Genomic DNA, 14,206 nt, shown 5'->3' with positions numbered 1-14,206 from the left:
CTCACTTTCTCGTCCGGCGCAGTTCTACAGTGACTCCCTGGAAATGAATATCAAACGGAGGATGCGGCTTGGTCACTTGGACCGTTACTGCATTGATAACAGTATAAGTGTCCAGTAACGCGGATGCAATATGTTCCGCCAAAGCTTCAATCAGCTTGAAGGACTTTGTTTCGACAATTGTTTTGACCAGGACATGAACTTCGGCATAATTCACGGTTTGTTCCAGATCATCACTGAGCCCCGCTCCCTGCAGATCAAGCTCCAGCTCCAAGTCGATATAATACCGCTGGCCCAGCCTGCGTTCCTCTTCGAAGACTCCGTGATAACCGTAATATTCCATGCGGTGCAGCTTCATTTTATCCATTAAGGGTCCCTGCCTTCTCTTGAAAAATATAGTCTATTCGCGCACCACAGGTGATCCGGCATACAGCATAGCGTCACACATCTCTACCGTACGTTTAATCGAAGAAATGTCATGGACCCGTACCATCTGGCAGCCCTGGGCAATCCCGAAAGCGACGGTTGCTGCCGTGCCTTCAATGACATCCTCTGCCGGCAGGCCGAGTGTGGTACGGATGAACTTTTTGCGCGAAGTGGCCAGCAGCAGCGGGTACCCCAGCTCCGTCAGTGCCGTTAGGCCCGTCATTACCTGGAGATTCTCTGTATGATCCTTGGCAAACCCGATTCCCGGGTCCAAAATAATATTGCCCGGTGACACTCCAGCCGCCAGCGCCAGGTTAATGCTCCCGGTCAGATCCTCCGTTATATCGCCGATCAAATCCTTATAATCGCGGTTATGACGGTTATGCATCAGAATTATGGGACAGTCTGCCTGCGCGGCCACGGCTGCCATCTGCGGATCTGCTTTGGCTCCCCAGACATCATTGATGATATGCGCACCGGCCTTAACCGCCTGGCGGGCGACTTCCGCCTTGTAGGTATCTATAGATAACGGAAGATGCGGGGCGGCCCGGTGGATGCTCTCGATCACAGGCAATACACGGGCTAATTCCTCCTGCGCACCTACCGGCTGATGACCCGGACGCGTGGATTCCCCGCCTATATCAATGATGTCTGCACCCTCGGCCGCCATTTGCAGTGCGTGCTCTACCGCTCTACCCGGATCTGTCCACAGCCCCCCGTCAGAGAAGGAGTCCGGCGTCACATTGAGAATACCCATAATCAGGGTTCGCCTGCCCAACACCAGTTCACTGCTTCCGCAGCGGTAGCTCCGTTGATAGATTACCGGCTTCATTTCAGCATCCCCGTCCTTTCTCTGTACAGCCTGATCATTGCCTCTGTCCGTTCCCCGCAGCGTCCGCTGCTGATCGTTATCCGCCGGTCCCCGTTCCAGAGCGCCGTTACCGGTACGATCTCCTGGACCGAATTGGTGAGGAAGATCTCGTCAGCAGCCTCCAGCTGCTCCATACGGTAGAAGCCCTGCTCGGAATGAAGGCCTGCTGACGCAGCCAGTTCCAGCACCATTTCCCGGGTAATCCCCGGTAGAATCCCGGTAGCAATGTCCGGAGTAAAGAGCCTGTTCTCTTTTATGAAAAAAATATTGCTCACAATACCTTCGGCGATGTCGCCTTGTGCCGTCAGCATCAACCCCTCAGCCCCTCTGGCCGCAGACGGGTATCCCGACAATTCGCGCTTCGCCAAAATGTTATTCATATAGTGCAGCGATTTGAGCCGTACGGGTCCTTCCGGAGTATTGCGCCGGTGATTCAGCAGTTGCAGCTCTTTGCCTTCGCTGTATAGAGAGGGATGTACAACCGGCAGGGCTTTGATATACAGCAGATGATTAGGCTGCTTATAGCTTCCCGAAGGCAGTCCCAGAATATCCTCTCCGGCCGTTACGGTATAACGGATATAGGCATCACTAAGCTCATTCCTGTCCATGACAAGCTGAATCCATTCCCGCAGCGGCTGTACCTCCTGTTCAAAAGGAATGCCCAGCTGCCCGCAGCCTTCGGCCATTCTGCTCAGATGGCGCTTCAGCAGGAAGGGCTCTCCTCCATAGGTGCGGAAGGTCTCGAACAAGCCCATCCCGTACAAAAAGCCGTGATCCAGAGCGGAGACCACGGCGTCTTTGGCGTCAACTGCTTTGTTGTTAAGTCCTATATATTTCATGCGGGCTCTCCGGCTCTCCGTTTCAGGAAATTCCGCAGCATGGTGTGCCCGTGATCTGTAATGATCGACTCAGGATGGAACTGTACCCCTTCGATCGGGTATTCCTTATGCCGCAGGGCCATGATCTCGCCTTCAGCCGTCTCGGCGGTAATCTCCAGGCAATCCGGCAGACTCTCCCGTTCAACAATCAGAGAATGATAACGTGTCGCCGTAAATGGAGACTCCAGTCCTTCAAATACGGAGGTGCCGTTATGGTGGATCGGCGAGGTTTTGCCATGCATCAGGCGTTCTGCACGGATTACATTGCCGCCGAACGCTTGTCCGATAGCCTGGTGCCCGAGGCACACGCCAAAGATCGGAATGATACCTTTGAAATGCTGCAGCAGCGCCAGGCTGATGCCTGCCTCATTCGGTGTGCAGGGTCCCGGGGAGATCAGGATATGATCCGGAGCCAGCTGCTCAATCTCCTGAATAGTGATCTCATCGTTGCGCGCTACCTTAACCTCTTCCCCCAGCTCCCCCAGATATTGCACCAGGTTATACGTAAAGGAATCATAATTATCAATGACCAAGATCATAAACCGCTTCCTCCTTCGTTGCCCAGGGTAGCCCGTAATTCCTGCTCACGTTCACTGCAGAGAATTGCCTTCACTACCGCTTTGGCTTTGTTGTGGCATTCCCGGTACTCCCGATACGGGTCCGAATCAATCACGATCCCCGCACCCGTCTGGATATAGCCCATTCCGTCCTTCACTGCAAGCGTACGTATGATTATATTTAATTCCATATTGCCGTTATAGTCAATCCAGCCCATGGAGCCGGTGTATGGACCCCGGCGGACCGGCTCCAGTTCTTCAATGATCTCCATCGTGCGCACCTTAGGCGCGCCCGTGATGGTGCCGCCGGGGAATAAGGCGGCAATAACGTCGTAGGCATCCTTACCAGGTGCCACGATGCCCTCCACCTGCGAGACGAGATGCATCACATGCGAGTATCGCTCCACGGTCAGCAGCTCCGGCACGCTGACCGTTCCGTAGGCAGCGACACGGCCGATGTCGCTGCGCTCCAGATCGACAAGCATGATATGCTCGGCGATCTCCTTCTCGCTCCCGCGCAGCTCCGCCTCCATGGCGGCGTCCTCAGCGGGAGTGTGGCCCCGGCGCCGGGTACCGGCAATGGGGCGGGCACTGACCTTGTCCCCGTGCAGCTTCACCAGCAGCTCCGGCGAGGCGCTGGAGAGGGCGAAGCCGGGCGTGCGCAGCAGCCCCATGTACGGGGACGGGTTGAGTCTGCGCAGCCATTCGTAAACATCCTCCGGCGGGGAGTTCAGCTGCGCCTCCTGGCGCAGCGAGAGGTTCACCTGGAAGACGTCTCCGGCACGGATGTATTCCTGGACCTTCGCCACAGCCTGCTGGAACTGCTGTGCAGAGAAGTCTGAGCTCATGCCAGACCACTCGCCGGTGATATCCGTCTCAGCCTCCACCCTGCGGGTAAGTTCAGCATACCTTGCGGTGACGGCTTCTTCCGGCTCCGCAGAAGCATGGATGTGACTCCATTGCTCCAGCATGCGCTCTGCACGGTTCACAGCAGCCTTGTATAAGGTCCTAAGCGCTTCCGGGTTACCGATTGCTGTATCCGGGACAGGAACATGAACGGCACAATAGAGCATCTCCTCGTGATGATCGTAGATCCACACTTCCTCCAGCCTCATGAACAGATAATCCGGGAATTCCGGATGATTCCTGGCGAGCGACGGCAGCTTCTCCAGGGATCGGGCTACATCATAACCAAGGAATCCAATGCAGCCGCCGGTGAACGGCGGCAGGCCGGGAAGGTGCAGGCGGGGGGATACATACTCGCTCATCCATTCCTGCAGTACTTCCAGCGGCGGTCCTTCCAATACGGCAGCTTGTGTCTCTCCCTTTGATCTGCCTGAGGGAGTATAGCTCTCCGCGCTGTCGCCTCTGCCTTCAAGGATGGAGACAGGGTGCAGGCCCAGATAGGTGTAGCGCCCGCCCTTACCGCTCTCCAGAACAACCGAATAAGGGGGGGAGGCCTGCTCCCAGGCCTTCTTCCAGCTGCGGGGTAATCCCTTGCTGTCCTGCCGTTTCTTCAGGATCAGGGGAAGGACACTCCAGGCCCCGCCTGCCTCTCCCCACTGCTCCCACTCCTGCCAAGCCGTTAAGATCTCCACGCATTCGCCCGCCCATCGCGATAGTTTATTGCCTGTCAGTATACTGTACATAGGGTTACTTTGAAAAGCCCGTAACCGTATAAATGTGTATTATCCAAGTGGAAACGGCTTTGCCGTCCTGTATAAGACGGCACCGTTTCAGCGGGAAATAGAAGGATAAGTTATCGTGTGCAACCTATAACATCTTATATTTCGAAAAAAGAGCCTGCCGTATCCCTGTAGAAGCGGATAGGGCAGACTCTTCTGAACAGCTGATTCTCAGCAATTAGACTTCAAAATTATAGAGCGGAGTACTCAGGTAACGTTCGCCGTTACTTGGAATGATGACCACGATTTTTTTGCCTGCGCCCAGTTCCTTCGCTACTTTGAGTGCAGCGAATACAGCCGCACCGGAGGAAATACCGGACAGCACGCCTTCTTCTTTGGCTACACGGCGGGCCGTTTCAAAAGCTTCATCATTCTCAACATGGATGATCTCATCATAGATATTCTGATCAAGAATTTCAGGGACAAAGTTAGCGCCGATCCCCTGAATCTTGTGCGGACCCGGTTTGCCTCCGGCCAGAATCGGTGAAGCGGCCGGTTCTACGGCATAGATCTTCACACCCGGATATTGATTCTTCAGCACTTCTCCTGCGCCGCTGATCGTTCCGCCTGTACCTACGCCAGCAATGAATGCATCCAGCGGGCCGCCGACAGACTCAATCGCCTCAACAATCTCCGGTCCTGTAGTCTCACGATGGATCTTCACGTTAGCTTTGTTCTTGAACTGGTCCGCAAGGAAATAGTCCGGATTCTCGCTCAGAATCTGCTCAGCCTTCTTGACCGCACCGTTCATTCCTTCCGACCCCGGGGTCAATACCAGCTCAGCGCCATAAGCGCGCAGCAGATTGCGGCGTTCAAGGCTCATGGTCTCCGGCATAACAATAAGGGCCTTGTAGCCTTTGGCAGCAGCAACAAGCGCCAGGCCAATCCCTGTATTGCCGCTGGTCGCTTCTACAATGGTGCCACCGGGCTTCAGCAGGCCTTCTTTCTCTGCCTCTTCTACAATGCTGATTGCGATGCGGTCCTTAACACTCGAACCCGGATTTTGGTATTCCAGCTTCAGAAAGATTTCTGCAGAGCCTTCCGGAACGATCCGGTTCAGACGGACGAGCGGTGTGCCACCGATCAAATCTGTAACGCTATTGACGACTTTAGCCATGAGTAAAAACCTCCTTGAGATGATATATGAATTAGGGTGCGGAACTTATGACAGATGCTATCAGCATATAATACCGTAGCCCCCAGCCAGGGTAACTAACAGTTGTAATTGTACCGCGTAATATTCCCGACTAAATCAGTAGGTTTTGTATTTAATTTCATATTATCAATCTTGCAGGCTGTTGTCAATATATATTGCTGTATCATATTTGGCCCGCAAATCACGCTCCACCTGCTGCAGAGGCGCTGCCTGCTCAAGCCTGAGCTGCTGGCGGATCATCCCGCGCAGCTCCTCCTGATCCACCTTGCCAGGATCAATCAGCTTCTCCAGACGGATCACCGCATATCCGCCGTCCATCTGCAGCGGTCCTGCTATATCGCCGGCTTCAAGCCCCGCCGCTGTCTTCAGCAGCTCCTCCGGCCAGAAGGGGTCCTTCTCCTCCACCGTTCCGATTTTGCCGCCGTGCCGGCGGCTCTCCTCGTCGATGGAGACTTCCCTGGCCAGCTCTGCGAATTCCTCGCCCTTCTCCAGACGGTCCATAACTGTACCGGCCTCGTCATAGGTGGCTGTTTGGATTAACGAGAGCAGCATCTGCTTCCTGGGGGTGAATCTCTCGGCATTCTGCTCCAGATAATCATCAATTTCAGATTCACTGACTGTAATCCCGGCAGTAGCTATGGCCTGGAGCGTCAGCCGGTATGCCGTCTCCTCACGCAGCTCCTGACGGGACATTCCCAGCTCAGACTGCATCTGATTATAATACTGCTCCTCTGAGCTGTAACCGGACATTCCACGCTTCAGTTCCCGCTCAATCTCTTCCTCCGTCACCGTAATTCCCAGAGCTACGGCCTCCTTGCCCACCACGATATGGTTAAGCATGCTCAGCAGCACCTCATCCCCATGCTTTTTCTGGAGTTCCTCCATCCATTCCTGATCCGTGACCGGCTGTCCTCCGGCAGCAGCGACATCCGAAGCTTCCCCTTCGGCTGCCTCTCCTTTGAGGATCGCCATAGCACGCAGACTCCAGAATAAAAGGCCCCCCAGCATCAAGGTTGCAACGGCCAGTACTATAACGGCATTGCGCAGCGCGCGCTCCTGTCTTGTCACCATCTCATAGCCCTACGATTTCGCTTGATCCAGGATTACCTGCAGTTCATCCTTGTTGAATACATATCTCTCATTACAGTAATGGCAGACAACTTCGGCCGTATCATCTTCTTCAATCAGCCGTTCCAGTTCATGCTCCCCCAGACTCACCAGGGTCTGTTCGATCCGCTCCCGTGAGCATTGGCATACGAAACGGATCTCAAGTTCATCCAGAATCACCGCATCCGGCAGCAGCAGCCGCAGCATCTCTTCAGGCTCAAGCCCCTGGTCCAGCACGGAAGTTACAGAAGGCATGGCTCCAACCGCCTGCTCCACCTCAGTAATCTGCTCATCGGTCAGGCCGGGCAGCAGCTGGATAATAAATCCCCCGGCCACTCTTACCGAATTATCTGTCTCCACCAAGACACCCAGTCCCACGGCGGCAGGAGTCTGTTCCGAGAGGGCAAAATAGTAGGTGAAGTCCTCACCCAGCTCTCCCGATACGATAGGCACACTGCCACGGTACGGTTCCTTCATTCCCAGATCCTTGCTGACATCAATGAAGCCTTCCGTCCCTACTGCCCCTGCAACATCCAGCTTACCCATACTGTTGCTGGGCAGATGAACATGCGGATTATGCACATAACCGCGCACTTCCCCCAGGGCGTTGGATTCAGCCGTAATCTGCCCGATCGGGCCGTTCCCTTTGACCATAATCGCCAGCTTCTCTTTGCCCTTGAGCATGGCCCCCATGATGGCTGCGGCAGTTACGGTACGGCCGAGCGCTGCTGTAGCGGTCGGATACGTATCATGTCTGCGCCGCAATTCGTCGACGAGTTCTGTGGTGCGGACAGCGAACGCTCTTACTCTTCCGTTCATGGCTGTTCCCCGGATCAGCCGGTCCTTCTTTTTTTCCATTGGGTGCATACTCCTCCTATCTCTCTGTTCTGTATATGGTCATCCTTATGATTATTTATTGCGGTTATAAATAATGCGTAATCCTTCAAGCGTTAGCATCGGATTCACTTCATCAATACATTCGGTCTCACTGGCAATCAGCGAGGCAAGACCTCCGGTAGCAATGACCTTGAGTACAGGAGCGTTCATCTCCAGCTTGATGCGTCTTACAATTCCCTCGACCTGGCCGGCATAGCCAAAAATAATACCTGCCTGCATCGCATGGACGGTATTGCGCCCGATGACCTTTTTGGGCTTCTCCAGCTCGATCCGGGGCAGCTTGGATGCCCGTTGGTATAAGGCCTCCGTGGAAATCCCCAGGCCGGGCACGATAGCACCGCCAAGATAATTGGCCCCGGCATCAATGCAGTCGAAGGTGGTTGCCGTACCGAAATCAACAACCACAAGCGGGCATTTATACTGCTCAATAGCCGCAACGGCATTCACAATCCGGTCCGCCCCGACTTCGCGCGGATTCTCATAACGCAGGTTAAGCCCGGTTTTGATGCCGGGTCCTACAAGCAGCGGCTCTTTGCCGATAAATTTGACACACATCTCCACAATGACCTGAACCAGCGGTGGAACAACCGAGGAGATAATGACCCCCTCCACCTCTTTGAACGACAGGTTCGACATATTGAACAGATTATGAATCATCACACCATACTCATCCACGGTGGATTGGCGCGCAGTACTCAGCCGGAAATGATGCAGCAGCTCCCGTCCCCGGTACACTCCCAGCACGATGTTCGTATTGCCGATATCGACGACAAGTATCATCAGAGGGTTTCCTCCTTCTTGCCGTTCAGATCGAGACTGATATCAAGACTCGCGAAGGAATAGGTAAGCCGTCCTACGGAAATGACATCTACGCCTGATTCTGCAATGCCCCGGACCGTTTCCAGCGATACATTGCCGGAGGCCTCGATTTTGACATGCTTCGCTTTGGTTCTGATTCTTCTCACGGCTTCCTTCATCAGCTCGGGGGACATGTTGTCCAGCATAATGATGTCCGCTCCGGCAGCAAGCGCTTCCTCTACCTGCTCCAGACTCTCCGTCTCCACTTCAATCGTCATGGTGTGAGGGATATTGGCCCGGGCACGCCCTACCGCCTGACGGATGCCTCCAGCCCCCTTGATATGATTATCCTTAATCATTACCGCATCATACAGGCCGTAACGGTGGTTGGCTCCGCCGCCTATGCGGACAGCATATTTCTCCAGCATGCGGTGGCCCGGCGTGGTCTTGCGGGTATCCACCAGGCGTGCGCTCAGTCCCTGAAGCTGTTCTACAAAAGAAGCCGTGCGTGACGCCACACCGGATAACCGCTGCATCAAATTCAGTGCAAGCCGTTCGCCGGTAAGAATGGCATGGGTGCTTCCCTCTACCTCAGCAATCACTGTTCCCCTGGATACATGTTGTCCTTCCTGCACCAGAGCCGTGAATTCAAGCGTAGGATCAACTACTTCGAACACCAGCTCAGCCACGGGAATTCCACAAATAATCCCATCCTCTTTGGCATGGATAATTCCCTTCGACTCATGTCCTGCCGGTATGGTTGTGCGGGTAGTAATATCTCCCGACCCGACATCCTCCTGCAGCCAGCCCTTAATAGCCTGAAGCAGCTCTTCATTATATCCGTTAAACATCATCACTTAATTCCTCCACTATTCCAAGTTCGCGAATCTGGAGCAGATGCTTCTGCCACTGTGAGTCACTACGCAGCGGATAATCCTCACGGTAATGCGCACCGCGGCTCTCCTCCCGTGCCAGGGCCGATTCAGTGATCAGCAGACAACATGTCAGCATATTGGCGAACTCGTATTCTTCCCGTCTTGTCAGCACCGCATTAAAAATCGGCAGCTGGCGTTTCAACTCATCGAGGCCTTTGGTCAGCATGTCCCGATTCCGCCGCAATCCGGCGTAACGCACCATAACCTTCTGGAGCTTCAGCCGCCGCTCTACAATAGCCTGTGTCGGCGATTCCAGCCTTCCCTGATTATAGGCTACGGATACTGTACCCTGTTCCAGAGGCGGAAGCTGGCGGATCCGTTCAATAATCCGGCGGCCGAACACAATCGCTTCCGACAGTGAATTACTGGCCAGCCGGTTGGCCCCCTGCACTCCAGTAGACGATACCTCACCGCAGGCGAACAGGCGGGACACGGTACTTTCCCCGTTCAGATCCGTCTTCACGCCCCCCATCATATAATGCGCAGCAGGAGCCACCGGAATCCAGTCACTTGTAATATCCAGTCCGTAACTCATACAGGTCTCATAAATGGTCGGGAAGCGGTGTTTCACCATATCCGCTGATTCATGCGTAATATCCAGATAGACAAAGGTGGACTTCGTCAATTCCATCTCGCTGACGATGGCACGGGCAACAATATCCCGCGGCGCCAGCTCCAGCAGCTCGTGGTAACGCTCCATGAAGCGCTCACCATTAATATTGCGCAGCACGGCCCCTTCTCCCCGCACAGCCTCCGAGATCAGAAAGCGCGGAGCGCCAGGATAGCTTAGAGCTGTCGGATGAAACTGAATGAATTCCATATCCCGGATATGGGCACCGGCACGGTAGGCAATGGCTACGCCATCTCCGGTAGCCACTTCAGGGTTGGTGGTGTAACGATACAGCTGTCCTGCTCCGCCGGAGCACAGAACGGTTGCACCCGCCTGCAGGAACAAGCGCCCGCCGCCAGGCCGCTGTACCAGCGCTCCTACACAGACTCCGCCTTCAGTGATCAGGTCAATCACATAATGGTCATCCCAGGTCTCAATATTCTCATGCTGAGCAGCCTGCTCGGCCAAGGCACGGACAATCTCATATCCTGTAGCATCCCCGTTTGCATGTAAAATACGGCGGTGGCTATGCGCACCCTCTTGGGTTAAAGCCAGCTCGCCATTCTCTTTATCGAATATAGTGCCGAGCCGGATCAGTTCGCGGACACCCTCGGGTCCTTCATTGACCAGGACATCAACCGCCGCAGAGGAATTCAGCCCTGCTCCGGCCATCAGGGTATCCTGGCGGTGATACACCGGAGAATCCTCCTCTGAGAAGACCGCAGCAATCCCGCCCTGGGCATACCGCGTGTTACTCTCCATTACGGTCTTCTTCGTAATCATAATAACCTTCCGGTCCTCGCTGGCCTTGATCGCTGTGAACAATCCGGCAATGCCTGAACCAATTACGAGGCAGTCTGTCTTAACTACAGGGAGATCCTGAAGATCGAAATCAACCAAATACTGTGGAATCATGACCGCTTTTCACCTGTTTCAACGAAAGAGTAGCGCATGCTACCGGACTTGTAGCATGCGCTCTAGGGATGTTCTGGCTTTGTCGGCGACTGCAGGCGGTACATAGATCTGCGGCTTCATCGTCTCCAGGCATTTTACCAGCTTCTTCAGATTATTCACTTTCATATTAGGGCAAACCAGGAATTTGGTGGCAAAATGAAATTCTTTATCCGGACTGTCCAAACGGAGCTGGTACCCGGTTCCATCCTCTGTGCCCACAATAAACTGCCGGCGGTCCGATTTCCGGCAATATTCTAGAATCGAGGTTGTGCTGCCTACATAATCACCCATGGCCACCACTTCCGGGCGGCACTCCGGATGAACTACAAATTCCGCTTCCGGATACTTGGCCTTCATCTCCATAACATCCTTGACGGTGAGCATGTCATGAGTATTACAATACCCTTCCCAGATAATCATCTTCTTGCCGGTCTGGTCCTGAACATATTGGCCCAGATTCTTATCGGGTACCCAGATGATTTCTTCAGCATCGAGGGATTCGATCACTTTAACCGCATTGGCCGAGGTGCAGCAAATATCAGTCTCCGCCTTGATCTCTGCCGAAGAATTGATATAAGTAACTACTTTGGCATTCGGATGCTGAGCCTTCAGCTTGCGCAGGCCATCCACATTAACCATGTCCGCCATCGGACAACCGGCGCGTTCATCAGGAATAAGAACCGTCTTGTTCGGCGCAAGAATCTTGGCACTTTCCCCCATGAAATGAACGCCACAGAATACGATCACATCGGCCTCTGTCTCCGCAGCCTTTTGGGCCAGCAAAAAAGAGTCCCCCCGGAAATCCGCCACTTCCTGAATTTCATCACGCTGATAATAATGAGCCAGAATAATTGCATTCCGTTCTTTTTTGAGCTGTTCAAGGCGCACACGAAGTTCACGATTCTGTTCCTGTTTGCGCTCAAGCGCCAGAGCTTCCACGGTCATTCTCCCCCTTATGTTCAAATATAAGGATCTATATGTTGCACTTTATGAATCATCCTTATATTCAGCATCCTATTAAATGATATTATTTAATATTTATTCACTAATGTACACAACGTTCCACCCCCTGTCAATGTAACCGGAGTGGTGAAATTCTCATGTCATGCCCCCTGCACCCCGCATAGCAGAAAAGAAAAGTCCGGAGAACCAATGGTTCTCCGGACTACATTACAACGTATCCTGCTACAAGGTCTAAGTCAGGCTTCCGCCGCCCTTATTCCCGTCATCCGGTCCGTTACCTTCTTCAGGCTCCGGCTTATTCGGAATATCCTTGGACAGATCTAATGGGGATTCTTCATCTGTCTTGCCTTGAATCCGCACACGCACATCACCGATGGAGTCAATTATAGGCTCGCCCGCTTCATGCGCTACAGCTTCGCCATCCTCTTGCTTGCCATCCTCGCTCAGGTAGCCCTGCTCAATCAATTCTCTGATCTGATCAAGCTCCAGCGTCTCCTTCTCAAGCAGCGTGTTCGCGATTAAGTGCATTTCTTTGGAATGTTTGGTCAGCAGCTCTCTGCAGCGTTCATAGCTGCTGCGGATAATGTTCTGCATTTCCTGGTCAATCTCGTAAGCGATGGAATCACTGTAGTTCTGTTCATGTCCGATATCACGGCCCAGGAAGACCTGTCCTTGGGTTGCACCGAACTGCAAGGGCCCAAGCTTATCGCTCATTCCATATTCCATAATCATCGCACGCACAATGCGCGTAGCCTGCTGGAAGTCACTATAAGCGCCCGTACCGATTTCGCCAATGAACATTTCTTCAGCAACACGTCCGCCAAGCAATCCGGTAACCTTATCGAGAAGTTCTTGCTTGGTAACGATCATCCGGTCTTCCTTAGGAAGCATAATGACATATCCGCCGGCGCGGCCGCGCGGGATAATAGTAACCTTATGCACCATATCGGCATGTTCCAGGAAGTAGCCGGCAATGGTATGACCTGCTTCGTGGTAAGCGACGATACGTTTCTCGCGATCGCTGATGACGCGGCTGCGCTTCTCTGTACCGACGATGACACGGTCAATCGCTTCATCCACTTCACGCATCGTAATGTCCTTGCGGTTACGGCGTGCAGCAAGCAGCGCTGCTTCGTTCAGCAGGTTCTCCAGATCCGCACCGGTGAAGCCGGTGGTACGCTTGGCGACAACGTCAAGCCTAACATCCTTGGTCAGCGGTTTGTTGCGGGAGTGAACCTTCAGTACAGCTTCACGGCCCTTCACATCCGGACGGTCAACCGTAATCTGACGGTCGAAACGGCCTGGACGGAGTAGTGCCGGGTCTAATATGTCTGCGCGGTTGGTAGCCGCGACAATGATAATGCCTTCGTTGCCGCCAAAGCCGTCCATTTCAACGAGCAATTGGTTAAGCGTCTGTTCACGTTCGTCATGTCCGCCGCCAAGTCCTGCGCCGCGCTGACGTCCGACAGCATCGATTTCGTCGATAAAGATGATACAAGGTGCATTCTTCTTCGCATTCTCAAACAGGTCACGTACGCGGGATGCGCCGACACCGACGAACATTTCCACGAAGTCGGAACCGGAAATGCTGAAGAATGGAACGCCAGCTTCACCTGCAACTGCACGGGCGAGCAAGGTTTTACCTGTTCCCGGAGGGCCCACAAGGAGTACCCCTTTAGGAATACGTGCACCAACAGCAGCGAATTTGCGCGGGTCTTTGAGGAATTCAACGACCTCCACCAGCTCTTGCTTCTCTTCGTCAGCTCCCGCAACATCTTCGAAGCTGATCTTCTTCTTCTCTTCATTATATAGCCGGGCCTTGCTCTTGCCGAAGTTCATAACCTTGCCGCCGCCGCCCTGGGCATTATTGAACAGGAAGAAGAACAGGATGAACATAATAACCAGTGGAATCATGGAAGACAGGAATGTCAGCCAGATGCTGTCGCCTTCCATCTTCTTCTGGGATAGTTCGACGCCGTTGTCCTCGCTGGCTGCCACAAGTTCATCGAGGGCCTTGTCTGTAGGAGGAACATAAGTGGAGAAATTCTTCGATTTAGTCTCGGGTGGCAGCTCTCTATATTCGCCTGTAACCAGAAATGCATTCCCCTCAAACTGAACCGTCATGCTCTTCACATTGTTGTCCTTGATCTCCTGCCGTAACTCGTCATATCTAGGGAAATCGGCGGATTCATTGCCATTGCTTACAAATTGGACTATACCCACCACGACTAAAAATAAAATCAAATAAAAACCAGAATTACGGATGAACCGATTCATCCCCTACCTCCTCTCGCAACGCTCAAGTTATTGTACCATAGCCTGACCGGACTCCTCAAATTGTCAGGAAATCCAGAAAAGTGATCCGCGGATCT

The 14,206-nt window shown here is 53.5% G+C and carries 13 protein-coding genes; all 13 read right to left on the bottom strand.

Going from position 1 to position 14,206, the window contains the following annotated elements; translation table 11 throughout:
* Position 1: 1 nt before the first annotated feature.
* Complete coding sequence (gene folB, locus KDC22_RS00350; RefSeq protein WP_173140753.1) at positions 2-364, bottom strand: dihydroneopterin aldolase; 363 nt, start codon at positions 362-364, stop codon at positions 2-4.
* Positions 365-397: 33 nt separating this feature from the next.
* Positions 398-1,255, bottom strand: coding sequence for a dihydropteroate synthase (gene folP, locus KDC22_RS00345; protein WP_211721726.1), 858 nt, complete (start codon positions 1,253-1,255; stop codon positions 398-400).
* A complete protein-coding gene (locus KDC22_RS00340; RefSeq protein WP_211721725.1) occupies positions 1,252-2,133 on the bottom strand; it encodes an aminotransferase class IV in 882 nt (293 codons plus the stop codon). Before KDC22_RS00340 ends, folP begins: the two co-directional genes overlap by 4 nt.
* On the bottom strand, positions 2,130-2,711 hold the full coding sequence (gene pabA, locus KDC22_RS00335; protein WP_173140748.1) for an aminodeoxychorismate/anthranilate synthase component II: 582 nt from the start codon (positions 2,709-2,711) through the stop codon (positions 2,130-2,132). The genes KDC22_RS00340 and pabA overlap by 4 nt, the downstream gene beginning before the upstream one ends.
* Positions 2,708-4,327 (bottom strand): anthranilate synthase component I family protein, encoded by a 1,620-nt coding sequence (locus KDC22_RS00330; protein WP_246553197.1) that lies wholly within the window; start codon positions 4,325-4,327, stop codon positions 2,708-2,710. Before KDC22_RS00330 ends, pabA begins: the two co-directional genes overlap by 4 nt.
* Positions 4,328-4,592: 265 nt before the next feature.
* Entirely contained in the window at positions 4,593-5,531 is a 939-nt protein-coding gene (cysK, locus tag KDC22_RS00325) for a cysteine synthase A (RefSeq protein WP_173140744.1), read from the bottom strand.
* A gap of 165 nt (positions 5,532-5,696) precedes the next feature.
* Positions 5,697-6,641: a peptidylprolyl isomerase gene (locus KDC22_RS00320; protein ID WP_211721723.1), complete on the bottom strand. Its 945-nt coding sequence runs from the start codon at positions 6,639-6,641 to the stop codon at positions 5,697-5,699.
* A gap of 9 nt (positions 6,642-6,650) precedes the next feature.
* Positions 6,651-7,535 (bottom strand): Hsp33 family molecular chaperone HslO, encoded by an 885-nt coding sequence (gene hslO, locus KDC22_RS00315; protein ID WP_173140740.1) that lies wholly within the window; start codon positions 7,533-7,535, stop codon positions 6,651-6,653.
* 51 nt (positions 7,536-7,586) lie between these two features.
* Positions 7,587-8,354, bottom strand: a complete 768-nt coding sequence (locus KDC22_RS00310) for a type III pantothenate kinase (protein WP_173140738.1) — start codon at positions 8,352-8,354, stop codon at positions 7,587-7,589.
* Positions 8,354-9,226: a carboxylating nicotinate-nucleotide diphosphorylase gene (gene nadC, locus KDC22_RS00305; RefSeq protein WP_173140736.1), complete on the bottom strand. Its 873-nt coding sequence runs from the start codon at positions 9,224-9,226 to the stop codon at positions 8,354-8,356. Before nadC ends, KDC22_RS00310 begins: the two co-directional genes overlap by 1 nt.
* A complete protein-coding gene (gene nadB, locus KDC22_RS00300) occupies positions 9,216-10,832 on the bottom strand; it encodes an L-aspartate oxidase (RefSeq protein WP_211721722.1) in 1,617 nt (538 codons plus the stop codon). The genes nadC and nadB overlap by 11 nt, the downstream gene beginning before the upstream one ends.
* A gap of 39 nt (positions 10,833-10,871) precedes the next feature.
* Positions 10,872-11,810, bottom strand: coding sequence for a quinolinate synthase NadA (nadA, locus tag KDC22_RS00295; protein ID WP_173140770.1), 939 nt, complete (start codon positions 11,808-11,810; stop codon positions 10,872-10,874).
* A 255-nt stretch (positions 11,811-12,065) separates the two neighbouring features.
* The gene (gene ftsH, locus KDC22_RS00290; protein WP_211721721.1) at positions 12,066-14,111 is read right to left on the bottom strand and encodes an ATP-dependent zinc metalloprotease FtsH; all 2,046 of its coding nucleotides are present in this window, start codon (positions 14,109-14,111) and stop codon (positions 12,066-12,068) included.
* Positions 14,112-14,206 lie beyond the last annotated feature (95 nt).

The organism is Paenibacillus tritici (assembly GCF_018207515.1).
GTDB classification, from domain to species: domain Bacteria; phylum Bacillota; class Bacilli; order Paenibacillales; family Paenibacillaceae; genus Paenibacillus_AQ; species Paenibacillus_AQ tritici.
This window is presented reverse-complemented; position numbering and strand designations above follow the sequence as displayed.